Origin of the sequence: Roseateles asaccharophilus, from assembly GCF_004362405.1 — a bacterium.
Classification (GTDB): Bacteria; Pseudomonadota; Gammaproteobacteria; order Burkholderiales; family Burkholderiaceae_C; genus Kinneretia; species Kinneretia asaccharophila.
This window is the reverse complement of sequence record NZ_SNXE01000002.1, coordinates 301,242-313,656: the sequence shown is the minus strand read 5'-3', so window position 1 is coordinate 313,656 and position 12,415 is coordinate 301,242. Positions and strand designations below refer to the sequence as shown.

The following is a 12,415-nucleotide window of genomic DNA, read 5'->3' as shown; positions in this document are numbered from 1 at the left end:
GCTCGCTGGAGGAACGCCCTTCACGTATGCTTGCCCCCAGCATGGAAGCCGTCTCAACCTCCAGCCCGGTCGATGCAAACCGTTGCCCCGGCTCGCTCAGTCTGAGCGAGGCCGAGGGCGCTCGATCCACGCTGAAGCTGCACGGGGTCTGGCGCATGGTCCATCTGGCCGAATTGGCGACCCTGCTGGAAGGCTTTGCCATCGAGCCGACCCGCCTTCCCGAGCAGGTCGACGCCCGTGAACTGCAGGACATCGACTCGGCATCCGCCTTGCTGCTGCTGCGCTGGCTGCGAGCGGCCGGCCTGGGGGGCAAGCCCTGGCACGGGCTATCGCCCGCTCAGGCACGAATTGTCGAGGGCGTGCGTCGCCATCTGGCGCATGCACAGCCCGTGGCGCCACCCGGGCCCAGCTCGGCCCTGGCCCAACTCGGCCGCAGCAGCAGTGCCCTGGCCGCAGTCCTGCTGGGCCATCTGAATTTTCTGGGGGCCAGCCTGCTGGCCGGTCTGGACGTGCTGCGCGGCCGACAGAAGCTGCGTCTGCGTGAGCTCACCGTCCAGATCGAGCAGACCGGCCTCATGGCCATCCCCGTGGTCGCGCTCGTGACCCTGCTGATCGGCGTGGTCATCGCCTATCTGCTGGGCCTGCAGGCCGAGCAATACGGGGCCAGCATCTTCGTGGTCGACGGGGTGGCCATAGGCGCCACCCGCGAGTTCGCGCCCATCATCGTGGCCGTGATCGTGGCCGGCCGCTCCGGCGCGGCCTTCACGGCTCAGCTCGGCTCCATGCGCCTGACCGAGGAGATCGATGCCATCAAGACCCTGGGGCTGGACCCCATGCAGGTGCTGGTGCTACCGCGCGTGCTGGCGCTGATGCTGACCCTGCCCTTGCTGGTCTTTGTGGGCGATGTCATGAGCATCCTGGGCGGCATGCTGATCGCCGAGCCCATGCTGGGCATCACCCCGGCCGGCTATCTGGCGCGTCTGCGCGAGTCGCTGGACCTGCGTCATGTCTGGGTGGGGCTGATCAAGGCGCCGGTCTTTGCGCTCTTCATTGCCGTGATCGGCGTGCGCATGGGCATGACGGTGGGCCGCGACACCCGCGCCGTTGGCGCGGCGACCACCTCCACGGTGGTGCAGGGCATCGTCGCCGTCATCCTGCTGGATGCAGGCTTCGCCGTGCTCCTGCAGGCTCTTCGCTGGTAGCGCCCGGACCATGAATTCGCCCCAGAACACCGTGCTGCTTGTGCGCGACATCGTCACGCGATTCGGCACCCATGCCGTCCACCGGGGCATCAGCTTCAGCGTGCAGCGTGGCAGCCTGGTCGGCATGATCGGCGCGAGCGGCACCGGCAAGTCCGTGCTGCTGCGCGAGATCATCGGCCTGCACCGACCCAGCAGCGGTCAGGTCGAGCTGCTCGGCTGCGAGATGTGGGACGAAACCGGGAGCCCGACCCACGCCGCGCGCCTGGCGGCGGTGCGGCGCCGCTTCGGCATGATGTTCCAGGACGGCGCCCTCTTCTCTTCCCTGACCGTGGCGCAGAACGTGGCCGTGGCCCTGCGGGAGCACACCAGCCTGGACGACGCGCTGATTGATGAGCTGGTGCAGCTGCGGCTGCACCAGGCCGGCTTGCCCGCCGAGGCCGCCCACAAGCTGCCCAGCGAACTCTCGGGCGGCATGCGCAAGCGTGCGGCCATCGCCCGCGCCATCGCCCTGGAGCCGGAACTGCTTTTCATGGACGAGCCGACCTCGGGGCTGGATCCCATCACCGCGCGAGGCTTTGACCGACTGGTGCGCAGCCTGGTGGATGATCTGGGCCTCACGGTCTTCCTCGTCACTCACGATCTGGACACCCTGATCGGCGCCACCGACCGCGTGATTGCCCTGGCCGAGGGCCGTGTGCTGGCCGATGGGCGGGTGCAGGACTTGATGCGTTCTCAGGACCCGTGGCTCAGCCAGTATTTTTTGGGGCGCACGCCGCCCGCCGCCCAGACCAAGGGAGAGCCCTCTTATGGAAGCTGAAGCACGCTACACCAAGGTGGGGCTGGCCGTGCTGGGCCTGCTGGCAGCACTGGTCGCCGCGGTGCTGTGGCTGGCGAATGTGGGCAGCGAGAGCGACTTTCGCCGCTACACCATCCACTTTGAGCAGCAGGCCCTGGACGGGCTCCAGGTCGGTGCCGATGTCAGCCTGCGCGGCATCAAGGTGGGCCGCGTCCAGGACTATGCGCTGGCCGCAGACAAGTTCAACCGCGTCCGCGTGGAGATCCGCGTGGACAAGCGCACGCCCGTGCGCAGCAACACGGTGGCCATGGTGAGCCGCAACTTCGTCACCGGCATCGCCGCCATCGCCCTGGTGACGCCCGAGCCGCCGGGAGAGCCCCTGGTGGCCGTGGCCGAGGGCGAGCGCTATCCGGTGATCAAGGAAGGCCGCTCGGGCATGGACGAGATTGCCGGGCGCGTCCACAAGGTCGGCGACATGGCCGCCACCACCCTCACCCAGCTGAACCAGCTGCTGTCCAGCGGCAACCGGGACGAGGTCATGAACACCGTCACCGCGCTGCGCGATCTGGCCCGCGGTCTGAATGCTCGCCTGGGCCTGCTGGACCGGACCCTTGAGCAGATGGGCACAGCGGCCACCCAGATCGGCACGTCCGGGGAGCGCATGGCCGGTGTCGCGGAAAGCACGGGGCGCCAGCTGGACGCCACCCTGGCGGAAACCGCGGCCCTGGCCGCAGAGGCCAGGCTGGCGCTGCAGCAGGCCAGCCAGACCATGACGACGCTGCAGGTCAAAGGCGGTCGCGCCGCCCAGCGCCTGGAGACCACGGCCGCGAATGTGGATGACCAGCTCAGCGTCGCGGTCACCGAGCTGCGCGTCGCCATCGACGGGGCGACCCGCGTTTTCGACCGTCTGAGTGACCCGCAGGCCGCGCTGCTGGGGGCCGGCAAGCAGCAGCTGGGCCCCGGGGAGAAACAACCATGAACGTCCTGATCGACCTCGACCGCCGGCGCGGTCTGGCCCTGCTGGGCGCGAGCGGCCTGTGGCTCAGCCTGTCAGGCTGCGTGTCCGTGGGCCACAGCAGCGGCCTGCAAGTGCACCACCGCCTGCATGATGTGGGTCCACCGCCCCAAGCCTTGCCCAAGCCGCTGGTGAATGCCCTGCTGATCCAGGTGCTGCCGGGTGATGCACTGGCCGACAGTCACACCATGGCCTATGCGCGGGCGCCGCAGCAGTTTGCCTTCTATCAACAGTCGCAATGGCTGGAGCGGCCCTCGCGCATGGTGGCAAGCCTGCTCACCCGGCGGCTGGAGGCCAGGGGGCTGGCCGCCGCACTGGGCCGGCTGGGCGAGCCCCTGCAAGCCGACTGGCTGCTCAGCCTGAGCCTGGAAGATGTGCATCACGATTTCGCCAGTCCGCCCGGTCTGGGCCGGCTGAACTTGCGTGCCGAGCTGCTGGACCGCCGCCAGCGTCAGCGCCAGGCCCAGCTGCGCCTCTCCCTGCAGGCTGCAGCGACCAGTGCCGACGCCGCCGGTGCGGCCCAGGCCCTGTCCCGGGCGCTGAGCCAGGGGCTGGATCAGCTGCTGCCCTGGCTGGAGTCCGAGCTGCGGCGCGCCGGCGCTGCAAGCTAGGCGCCAGACGGCTCCGATAAACTGCGGGCAGCTTCATCCAACTCCCCCTAGGTTCAGCCTCATGAACACCACCACGATCAAGTACGGCGACCTCGTCGAAAGCGTGGCTGCCGCCCTGCAGTACATCAGCTACTACCACCCGGCCGACTACATCCAGCATCTGGCCCGCGCCTACGAGCGTGAGCAGAGCCCGGCGGCCAAGGATGCGATCGCCCAGATCCTGACCAACTCGCGCATGTGCGCCGAAGGCCGCCGCCCCATCTGCCAGGACACCGGCATCGTCAACGTCTTCCTGAAGATCGGCATGGACGTGCGCTGGGCGGACTTCCCCGGCTCCATCCAGGATGCGGTCAACGAAGGCGTGCGCCGCGCCTACAACCACCCGGACAACAAGCTGCGCGCCTCGGTGCTGGCCGACCCCATCTTCGAGCGCAAGAACACCAAGGACAACACGCCCGCGGTGATCTTCATGGAAGTCGTGCCCGGCAATACCGTGGACGTGATCGTCGCGGCCAAGGGCGGCGGCTCCGAGAACAAGAGCAAGGTCTATATGCTCAACCCCAGCGACAACATCGTCGACTGGGTGCTCAAGACCGTGCCCACCATGGGCGCGGGCTGGTGCCCGCCGGGCATGCTGGGCATTGGCGTTGGCGGCACGGCCGAGAAGGCTGCCTTGCTGGCCAAGGAAGCCCTGATGGACGACATCGATATGTACGAGCTGCTGGAGCGCGGCCCCAGCAACAAGCTGGAAGAGCTGCGCATCGAGCTCTACGAGAAGGTCAATGCCCTGGGCATAGGCGCGCAGGGCCTGGGCGGCCTGACCACGGTGCTGGACGTCAAGATCAAGACCTATCCCACGCATGCGGCCAGCAAGCCCATCGCGATGATCCCCAACTGCGCGGCCACCCGCCACGCCCACTTCGTGCTGGACGGCTCGGGCCCCTCCTATTTGGAAGCCCCCAGCCTGGACCTGTGGCCCGATGTGCACTGGGCCCCTGACTACAACAAGAGCAAGCGCGTGGACCTGAACGCGCTCACGCCCGAGGAAGTGGCCAGCTGGAAGCCGGGCCAGACCCTTCTGCTCAACGGCAAGATGCTGACCGGCCGCGATGCCGCCCACAAGCGCATCCAGGACATGCTGGCTTCAGGGCAGCAGCTGCCGGTGGACTTCACCAACCGCGTCATCTACTACGTGGGCCCGGTCGACCCAGTGCGCGACGAGGTGGTCGGCCCCGCAGGCCCGACGACCGCGACCCGCATGGACAAGTTCACCGAGATGATGCTGGCCCAGACCGGCCTGATCGCCATGATCGGCAAGGCCGAGCGCGGCCCGGTCGCGATCGAGGCCATCAAGAAGCACAAGTCGGCCTATCTGATGGCCGTGGGCGGCTCGGCCTATCTGGTGTCCAAGGCCATCAAGGCCGCCAAGGTCGTGGGCTTCGAGGACCTGGGCATGGAAGCCATCTACGAATTCGATGTGGTGGACATGCCTGTGACCGTGGCCGTGGACGCCGGCGGCACCAGCGCCCACATCACCGGTCCGGCCGAGTGGGCCGACAAGATCGGGCAGGGCAAGATCGGCAAGATCCCCGTGTCCGTGGCCTGATCCTGTGCCAAAACGGGCCACCCCAATGGGGGAGGCCCAAAGCCCCGCATTGACCCCCTGGGCGCGGCGCCTTACCCTTGCTTGGCTGCACAAGCCTGGCAAGGCGGTAGTAGCTGCCCTGGGGAGGGTCCATGACAAAGGCTGCGCATTCCTGCTCCTTGCTATGGCTGCTGGCCTGGCCGGCACTGACCTGGGGCGTGGAGCTGCGCTTCGCCCCCGAGGCCGACTACGGTCCCTTCGTTTACGCCGATGCCCAGGGCCAGGTTGGCGGCCTGTCGGTCGAGCTGCTCCAGGCCCTGGCGCCCCTGGGCGGCTTTCAGGTCCGCACCCTGCCCCCGCGCAGCCTGCATGAAATCCTGAGCGCCACCCAGCGCGGCGAGGTGGACCTCATCTCCTCCCTGCGCCCCACCGCAGAGCGCAGCCGCTTTCTCGCCTTCACCGAACCCTATGTCAGCGTGCCGGCCGTGCTGGCCCTGCCGCCGGGCAAGGCCAGCCAGAGCGAGCTGGCCGCCCTGAACGGGCATGCCGTGGGCGTCGGGCGCGGCTATGCGGTGGAAGGCTTTGTGCGTGAGCGCTATCCCGGTGTGCGCTGGGTAAGCTTTGATGACGACCGCCTGGCGCTGCAGGCCATGCTGCGCGGCGAGGTGGAGGCCGTCGTGGCCGACCTGGCCTCCTTGCACTTTCTGAACCAGCGCGATGCGTCAATGCTGCGCTTCGAGGTGCACCAGCACATCGGCTTCGAGTACTCCCTCAGCTTTGCCTACCCCATAGGGCGGCCCGACATCGGAGAGCTGCTGCGCAAAGCCCTGCGTGAGCTGCCGCAGCCCACGCGTCGCCAGATCACCCAGCGCTGGGTACCCGAAGGACGTTTCGCCTACCAAGACCCGCGCCAGGCCGATCTGCGCCTGATCGCCAGCCTCAGCATCGCCGCGGGCCTGCTCAGTCTGTTCTTCGTGATGCGCCACCGCGCACGCAAGGCCGGCTCATGATCGCCCGCCTCATGCCCGAGCAGCCAGCCGCCACACCCCCGGGCCGGCCAGCCCTCTGGTCCCTGCTGCTCTGGGGTCTGCTGAGCCTGCTGGCGGCGCTGGGCTGCATCATGCTCATGCGTCAGCCCGGCAGCATCGCCCCGCTGTGGCTCAGCAACACCCTCATCGTCTGCGCCATGCTGGCCTACACGCCGCGCCACTGGCCGACACTCCTGGTCGCGCATGGCCTGGCGGTGCTGGGCGCCAATATGCTGACCGGTGGCACCGCTACCATGGCGCTCGCCTTCGTGCCGGGCAATGTGCTGGAGGCCTGGATGGGCGCCTGGCTGCTGCGGCGTCACGGCAATGTGCGCAGCGTCATCCACGAGCCCAATGCCCTGCTCCAGGCCCTGCTGTTAGGCCCGGCACTGGCCGCGGGCCTCGGGGCCCTGGCCGGCAGTATCACGCTCTTCATGCTCGCTCCGGCAGGCGACTTGCTCGGCATTTTCACCACCTGGTGGCTGGGCTCCGCACTGGGCTGGGTCTGCGTGTTCCCGCTGGGTGTCCTGGCGCTGGCACTGGGGCCGCGTCAGGCGCTGCAGGCCTGTCTGCAAACGCTGCAGCTACCCCTGGCCCTGCTGGTGGCCGGCGTCACCCTGCTGGCCTTCAGCAGCCTGCCCTATCCCTACGTCTATGTGGCGGCCATCGGCATGCTGGCCGCCTACTGCGGGGGCTTTGCCTCGGCCAGCTTGGCCGCGCCCATCACGGTGGCCGCCTGCTTCGGGCTGATCTCGCGCGGCCTCATGGTGCTGCCGCCCCAGACCGGCCCAGGCGCCGACGCCCTGCACCTGCTGCCCTTGCTGCTGGCCGTGCTAAGCCCGCTGCTGCTGGGGGCTGCCCTGGAACAGAGCCGCCGGCGCAATGCGGAGCAGCTGGCGCGCCGTGAGGCGCGCTACCGCAGCCTCTACACCCGGGCCCCCACCCTGCTGCACTCCACCGATGTCGAGGGCCGCCTGCTCAGCGTCAGCAGCGCCTGGCTGCAGCACTTCGGCTATCGCGAGTCCGAGGTGCTGGGCCGTAAGATCTCCGACTTCATCAGCCTGGACCCGCAGGGGCTGGCCTCGCCCGAACTGCTGCCCGTGCTTACCGCGGGCGAGCCGGTCGAAGATCTGCCCATGCTGGCACGCCGTGCCGATGGCAAGCTACGGCGGGTTCGCCTGTCCATGGTCTGGGAAGAAGATGCCGGGCGCGAGCAGGGCTTGTGCAGCATGGCCTCATTGCGCGATGTGACCGAGGAGCAGGCCCTGCTCAAGCGACTGGACGAGGAACGGCAGTTGCTGCAGATCACCCTGACCTCGATTGCCGACGGCGTACTCAGCACCGACGAGCAAGGGCGGATCATCTTCATCAACCGCAGTGCATCCCGACTCAGCGGCTGGGACATGAACGCCGCGGCCGGGCACGCGGTGACCGAGGTGCTGAACCTGCGTGCCGCCCACGACAAAACCAGGGCGCTGGACCCCGTGGGCAGTTGCCTGGCCACCGGGCGGATGGAAACCTTGCCGCCGGACTGCGTGCTGCAGGCCCGCGATGGTCACAGCTATGCCATGACCGGCAGCGCCTCGCCCATCCACGACGCCACGGGCCATTTGCGCGGGGTCGTGATGGTGTTCCAGGATGTGAGCCGCGCACGTGAAGATGCGCGGCGCCTCAACCACATGGCCCACCATGATGCCCTCACGGGCCTGCCCAACCGGGTGCTGCTGATGGATCGTATCGAGCAGGCCTGCTCCAGTGCGGCACGCAAGGGTCAGGGCTTTGCCATCGGCTTCGTGGACCTGGATCACTTCAAGCTGATCAACGACACCCTGGGCCATGCCATGGGCGATCAGCTGCTGCAGCTTGTGGCGCAGCGCCTCTCCGGCGAGCTGCGCAGCACCGATACGGTGTGCCGCCTGGGTGGTGACGAATTCGTGCTCCTGCTCAGCGAAGTCCAGGGGCCCGAACATGCGGCGCGGGTGGCCGAGAAGCTGCTGCGTCAGGTGGCCGAGCCGATCGCCCTTGGCGCACGCCAGGTCACGGCAAGCCTCAGCATGGGCCTGGCCCTTTATCCCGACGATGGGCAGAGCGCCGAGGAGTTGATGAAGCACGCCGATATGGCGCTCTACCGCGCCAAGCAGCTGGGCCGCAACCGCTACTGCCTCTACGACCCGGCCATGGCTGCCACGGCGGTGCAACGCCTGCAGATGGCCCAGCTGCTGCGGCAGGACATGGAGGGCGAGCGTCTGTACCTGATGCTGCAGGCCCAGGTGGACATCGAAGGCGGTCGCCATGTCGCTGCAGAGGCCTTGCTGCGCTGGGCACCGGCGAGCGGCCCCGAGATCGGACCGGCCGAGTTCATTCCCGTGGCGGAGGAGAGCGGCCTGATGCTGAGTCTGGGCCGGCATGTGTTGCAGCTGGTAGCCCGGCTGCTGTCCGAGCGCCGCGATCTGCTGGAATCGGAGCTGCGCCTGGCCATCAATGTGTCGCCGCAGCAGTTGGTCGACGCCCGCTTTCCCGAAGACGTTCAGCGCCTGCTGCGCGAAACCGGCTTGCCCCCGCCACGGCTGGAGCTGGAGATCACCGAGTCCGCCCTGATGGGCAGCCCCGAGGAATCAAGGCGTGCACTGCTGCAACTCAAGAGCCTGGGGGTACGCTTGGCGGTGGACGACTTTGGCACCGGCTACTCCAGCCTCAGCCACCTCAAGCACTTCCCGGTCGATGCGGTGAAGATCGACCGCTCCTTTGTCCAGGACCTGGACAGAAACGCGGGAGACCGCGCCCTGGTCCGGGCCATCATCGCCATGGCCGCCAGCCTGGGCCTGGAATGTGTGGCCGAAGGGGTGGAGACAGAGTCCCAAGTCCAGTTGCTGCGCGAGATGGGCTGCCACCTGATGCAGGGCTATCTCTTTGCCCACCCCATGCCCTACAACGAGATGCCGCTGTGGCCGTCGCTGCGCCGCATCGAGCCGGAATACCGCCGCCTGCACTGAGCCGCGGGGCTCAGCCTTGCACGCTGCGCACCACCCGCTGCGGGAAGGGAATCTCGACGCCACGCTCGTTCAGCAGGCGCAGCAGAGCCAGATTCACATCCGAGCGCGGGCCGCCCTGACCGTTCTCGGGATCGGCAATCCAGAACAGCACCGTCAGCTCCAGGCCATCGGCGGCGAAATTGCTCAGCTGCACCGAAGGTGCCGGATCGGCCAGCACCCGCGGCACCTGCAGCACACGCTCCACCATCAGCGGCATCAGGCTTTCCACATCGCTGCCATAGGCCACCTGCACCACGGTGCTGAGCAGCACGCGCGGGTCGGTCAGCGAGAGGTTCTCCACCCGGGTGGTGATCAGGGTCTCGTTGGGCACCACGGCCTCACGCCCGCCCAGGGCGCGGATGACGGTGTAGCGCGTCTTGATATCGCTGATGCGGCCCTCGAAGTTGTCCACGCGCACCATATCGCCGATGCGCAGGGAGCGCTCGGCCAGGATCACGAAGCCCGACACGTAGTTGGCCGCCAGCTTCTGCATGCCCAGACCGATGCCCACGCCCAGGCCGCCGCCCAGCACGCTCAGCGCGGTCAGATCGATGCCCGCGGCCGAGAGGGCAAACAGCAGGCCTGCGAACAGCAGCAGGGCCCGCGTGATGTTCACCCCGATCTTGCGCAGCGAGAGATCGCTGGTCACATCGCGCAGCAGGCGCGCCTCAATCACGGCCGAGAGCCACAAGGCCAGCATCATCACCAGCACCGCCGTCAGCCCGCCTTCCAGCAGGGCCCGCAGGGACACTTGGCTGGCGCCGATCTTCCAGCGAATGCTTTCCATCTCGTCCAGGATCTCGGGCAGCAGGCCGGTGATCCAGAGCACGGACGCCCCCCAGGCCATCCAGGACACGCTGCGCTCCACCACCTTGACCCAGTTGGCCTCGGGCAGCGCGGCACGCAGCACGCGGGCCGTCAGGCGGATGACCAGCAGGGACATCAGCACCGGCAGGGCCAGCTTGAACAGCGCGGGTGAGAGCTCCAGCCAGGGCAGCAGGCGCTTGGCGCCCAGCGCCAGCAGCAGGGCCAGTCCGGGGAACAGGGCGCCGTCCACCACATGGTGACCAAAGAGCACCGAGTGCTTGAGCTGCTGCGAGGCCAGGCGGGGCTGGATCAGGCGCACCAGCAACCAGGCCAGGCCCAGACAGGCCACAAGCAGACCCAGCTCGGTCAGGACGGCCGGCTTGAAAAAGTTGCGGCCCAGGGCCAGCAATTCATTGATTGTCATCACGGGCTGATTCATGCCCGCATTGTCGCCGCTGCCCGACGGCCGGCGTTTGACAGACGAGCCCGGCTGCGCGAAGGGTCGGGCTTTGCTATCGTCCGCCCATCATGCAAAAGCCCCTGCCCCCCACCCCGCTCCCCAGCGCCCGCCTGGGTCGGCGCACGCTCTTGCGGCAAGCCCTGGCCCTGTGCCTGCTGGCCCCTGCCGCCCTGCTGGCCCAGGACCTGCCCAGCCTGGTCGCGCGGGCCAAGCCCTCGGTGCTGCTGGTGGGCACGTTTGGCGCCCTCGACAGCCCCCGTTTCGGCTTCCGAGGCACCGGCTTTGTCGTGGGCGATGGCAATCTGGCCGTCACCGGCGCCCATGTGCTGCCGCCCTTGCAGATGGTGGAGACCCAGGAGCGCCGCCTGGCCGTGCAGGTCTGGGGCAGCGATCGGCAATGGACACCGCGCATGGCCACGGTGCTGGTGAATGACCCGGCCCATGATGTGGCCCTGCTGCGCTTTGACGGCCCGCCCGCGCCGGCCCTGCGTCTGGCCAGCGATGCCTCGCCGCCCGAGGGTAGCGATATCGCCCTGATCGGCTTCCCCATCGGGGGGCTGCTGGGCTACTCCCATGTCACGCACCGGGGCGTGGTGGCGGCCCATACGGCCATCAGCCTGCCCTCGCTCAATGCCCAGACGCTCAATGCACGCAATGTGGCCCAGCTGCGCCAAGGGGCCTTCGAGGTGCTGCAACTGGACATCATCAGCTACCCGGGCAATAGCGGCGGCCCGGTGCTGGACATCGCCAGCGGCGAGGTCGTGGGCGTGCTGAGCATGGCCCTGATCAAGAACACGCGGGAATCGGCCCTCAGCTCACCCACGGGCATCAGCTACGCCATGCCGGTGCGGCATGTGCGCGCCCTCATGAACAAGGCCAGCGTCGAGGACAAGGGCGGCAAGCCCTGAGGCGGCTCAGACGCCCGCCAGCACCCGCAGATGCGCGCCCACGCTGCGCGCCAGGGCGTCCAGGTGGTAGCCGCCCTCCAGGCAGGACACGATGCGCCCCTTGGCGTGGCGCCGGGCCACATCCTGCAGGCGCAGGGTGATCCACTCGTAGTCAGCCTCGGTCAGGCCCAGCTGGCCCAGATCGTCCTCGCGGTGGGCGTCGAAGCCGGCCGAGATGAAGATCATCTCGGGCCTGAAACGCTCCAGGGCCGGCATCCACATGGCCTCGATCAGCTCGCGCACCTCACCGCCCTTGGTGTAGGGCGGCACCGGCACGTTGACCATGTTCTCGCCCTTGGGCACGGCGCCGCTGAAGGGATAGAGCGGGTGCTGGAAGATGCTGACCATCAGCACCCTGTCGTCGCCGGCCAGGATGTCCTCGGTGCCATTGCCGTGGTGCACATCGAAGTCCACCACCGCCACGCGCTTGAGCCCGCGGTCGTCCAGGGCATGGCGCGCCGCTACCGCCACATTGTTGAAGAAGCAAAAGCCCATGGCCTGGTCGCGCGTGGCGTGATGGCCGGGCGGACGCACCGCGCAGAAGGCGTTCTCCACCTGGCCATCCAGCACCAGGTCGGTGGCCTGTACCGCGGCACCGGCGGCCTTGAGCGCGGCCGACCAAGTGTAGGGATTGGCGATGGTGTCGGGGTCGATGGCCCGGGTCTCGCCGCTGGCCGCCAGGCCCTCGAGCAGATCGCGGATATGGGCGATATAGGCGCTGCTGTGCGCACGCTCAAGCGCCTGCGGGCTGGCGTTGCTGGCATCGAAGCGCTGCAGCGCCACATCCAGCCCCGTGCCGATCAGCCAGTCCTCGATCGCATCCAGGCGCTGAGGACATTCGGGGTGACCCGCACCCATCTCATGGCGCCGGCAGTCGGCATGGCTGATGAAGGCAGTAGACATCGCGCTGGTGAAAGACTCGTCGTCCCTTG

Annotated in this window: 10 protein-coding genes; 8 read left to right on the top strand and 2 right to left on the bottom strand. The window is 68.2% G+C overall.

Annotated elements, in window-relative coordinates; all coding sequences use genetic code 11:
- Window positions 1–41: 41 nt before the first annotated feature.
- The 7 genes from DFR39_RS06230 to DFR39_RS06200 all read left to right on the top strand — a co-directional run bounded on the left by DFR39_RS06230 (window position 42) and on the right by DFR39_RS06200 (window position 9,230).
- Window positions 42–1,202, top strand: a complete 1,161-nt coding sequence (locus tag DFR39_RS06230) for an MlaE family ABC transporter permease (RefSeq protein ID WP_162849437.1) — start codon at window positions 42–44, stop codon at window positions 1,200–1,202.
- A gap of 10 nt (window positions 1,203–1,212) precedes the next feature.
- Complete coding sequence (locus DFR39_RS06225) at window positions 1,213–2,019, top strand: ABC transporter ATP-binding protein (RefSeq protein ID WP_133602677.1); 807 nt, start codon at window positions 1,213–1,215, stop codon at window positions 2,017–2,019.
- Entirely contained in the window at window positions 2,009–2,977 is a 969-nt protein-coding gene (locus DFR39_RS06220) for an MlaD family protein (RefSeq protein WP_133602676.1), read from the top strand. Before DFR39_RS06225 ends, DFR39_RS06220 begins: the two co-directional genes overlap by 11 nt.
- Window positions 2,974–3,624 carry an ABC-type transport auxiliary lipoprotein family protein gene (locus DFR39_RS06215; RefSeq protein ID WP_133602675.1) on the top strand — a complete coding sequence of 217 codons (651 nt, stop codon included), beginning with the start codon at window positions 2,974–2,976 and terminating at the stop codon, window positions 3,622–3,624. Before DFR39_RS06220 ends, DFR39_RS06215 begins: the two co-directional genes overlap by 4 nt.
- Window positions 3,625–3,685: 61 nt before the next feature.
- Complete coding sequence (locus tag DFR39_RS06210) at window positions 3,686–5,230, top strand: fumarate hydratase (protein ID WP_133602674.1); 1,545 nt, start codon at window positions 3,686–3,688, stop codon at window positions 5,228–5,230.
- Window positions 5,231–5,361: 131 nt separating this feature from the next.
- Window positions 5,362–6,219: a transporter substrate-binding domain-containing protein gene (locus DFR39_RS06205; RefSeq protein WP_133602673.1), complete on the top strand. Its 858-nt coding sequence runs from the start codon at window positions 5,362–5,364 to the stop codon at window positions 6,217–6,219.
- Window positions 6,216–9,230 carry a bifunctional diguanylate cyclase/phosphodiesterase gene (locus DFR39_RS06200; RefSeq protein WP_133602672.1) on the top strand — a complete coding sequence of 1,005 codons (3,015 nt, stop codon included), beginning with the start codon at window positions 6,216–6,218 and terminating at the stop codon, window positions 9,228–9,230. Before DFR39_RS06205 ends, DFR39_RS06200 begins: the two co-directional genes overlap by 4 nt.
- 10 nt (window positions 9,231–9,240) lie before the next feature.
- Here the strand turns inward: DFR39_RS06200 and DFR39_RS06195 are convergent, their stop codons facing one another.
- Entirely contained in the window at window positions 9,241–10,500 is a 1,260-nt protein-coding gene (locus tag DFR39_RS06195; protein WP_246030716.1) for a mechanosensitive ion channel family protein, read from the bottom strand.
- 104 nt (window positions 10,501–10,604) lie between these two features.
- Between DFR39_RS06195 and DFR39_RS06190 the strand changes: the two genes are divergently transcribed.
- On the top strand, window positions 10,605–11,444 hold the full coding sequence (locus DFR39_RS06190; protein WP_133602670.1) for a S1 family peptidase: 840 nt from the start codon (window positions 10,605–10,607) through the stop codon (window positions 11,442–11,444).
- 6 nt (window positions 11,445–11,450) lie between these two features.
- On the opposite strand, the gene DFR39_RS06185 is transcribed toward DFR39_RS06190, so the two are convergent.
- On the bottom strand, window positions 11,451–12,386 hold the full coding sequence (locus DFR39_RS06185) for a histone deacetylase family protein (protein ID WP_133602669.1): 936 nt from the start codon (window positions 12,384–12,386) through the stop codon (window positions 11,451–11,453).
- Between the last annotated feature and the right edge of the window lie 29 nt (window positions 12,387–12,415).

Coding starts and splice junctions, on each gene's coding strand:
- DFR39_RS06230 (WP_162849437.1), top strand. CDS start 42: ATGGAAGCCGTCTCAACCTCCAGCCCGGTCGATGCAAACCGTTGCCCC.
- DFR39_RS06225 (WP_133602677.1), top strand. CDS start 1,213: ATGAATTCGCCCCAGAACACCGTGCTGCTTGTGCGCGACATCGTCACG.
- DFR39_RS06220 (WP_133602676.1), top strand. CDS start 2,009: ATGGAAGCTGAAGCACGCTACACCAAGGTGGGGCTGGCCGTGCTGGGC.
- DFR39_RS06215 (WP_133602675.1), top strand. CDS start 2,974: ATGAACGTCCTGATCGACCTCGACCGCCGGCGCGGTCTGGCCCTGCTG.
- DFR39_RS06210 (WP_133602674.1), top strand. CDS start 3,686: ATGAACACCACCACGATCAAGTACGGCGACCTCGTCGAAAGCGTGGCT.
- DFR39_RS06205 (WP_133602673.1), top strand. CDS start 5,362: ATGACAAAGGCTGCGCATTCCTGCTCCTTGCTATGGCTGCTGGCCTGG.
- DFR39_RS06200 (WP_133602672.1), top strand. CDS start 6,216: ATGATCGCCCGCCTCATGCCCGAGCAGCCAGCCGCCACACCCCCGGGC.
- DFR39_RS06195 (WP_246030716.1), bottom strand. CDS start 10,500: ATGACAATCAATGAATTGCTGGCCCTGGGCCGCAACTTTTTCAAGCCG.
- DFR39_RS06190 (WP_133602670.1), top strand. CDS start 10,605: ATGCAAAAGCCCCTGCCCCCCACCCCGCTCCCCAGCGCCCGCCTGGGT.
- DFR39_RS06185 (WP_133602669.1), bottom strand. CDS start 12,386: ATGTCTACTGCCTTCATCAGCCATGCCGACTGCCGGCGCCATGAGATG.